The following is a 285-nucleotide window of genomic DNA, read 5'->3' on the forward strand; positions in this document are numbered from 1 at the left end:
TAGATCCATCTGCAGATCCTCCAGCGAGCCATAAATCTTGCGTCGTAGTGACGGCTGATAAAACTCCTGCAGAATAGCCTTGTGAAACCGCTCACAGATACCATTCGTTTGTGGATGCCGGGCTTTCGTCTTCGTATGTTCAATCTCATTCACGCTCAAATACAGCTGATAATCATGCTGCTCCAGCTTGCCACAGTACTCGGTGCCGCGATCAGTCAGGATACGCAGCACAGGTAGCTCATGCGAAGCGTAGAATGGCAGCACACGGTCATTCAGAAGGTCTGC

Annotated in this window: 1 pseudogene; it reads right to left on the minus strand. The window is 50.5% G+C overall.

What is annotated here, in order from left to right:
• Positions 1 to 285: pseudogene (locus tag Q1A48_RS21555) on the minus strand (IS481 family transposase); the annotation flags it as partial.

Source organism: uncultured Microbulbifer sp., assembly GCF_947489355.1.
Taxonomy (GTDB): domain Bacteria; phylum Pseudomonadota; class Gammaproteobacteria; order Pseudomonadales; family Cellvibrionaceae; genus Microbulbifer.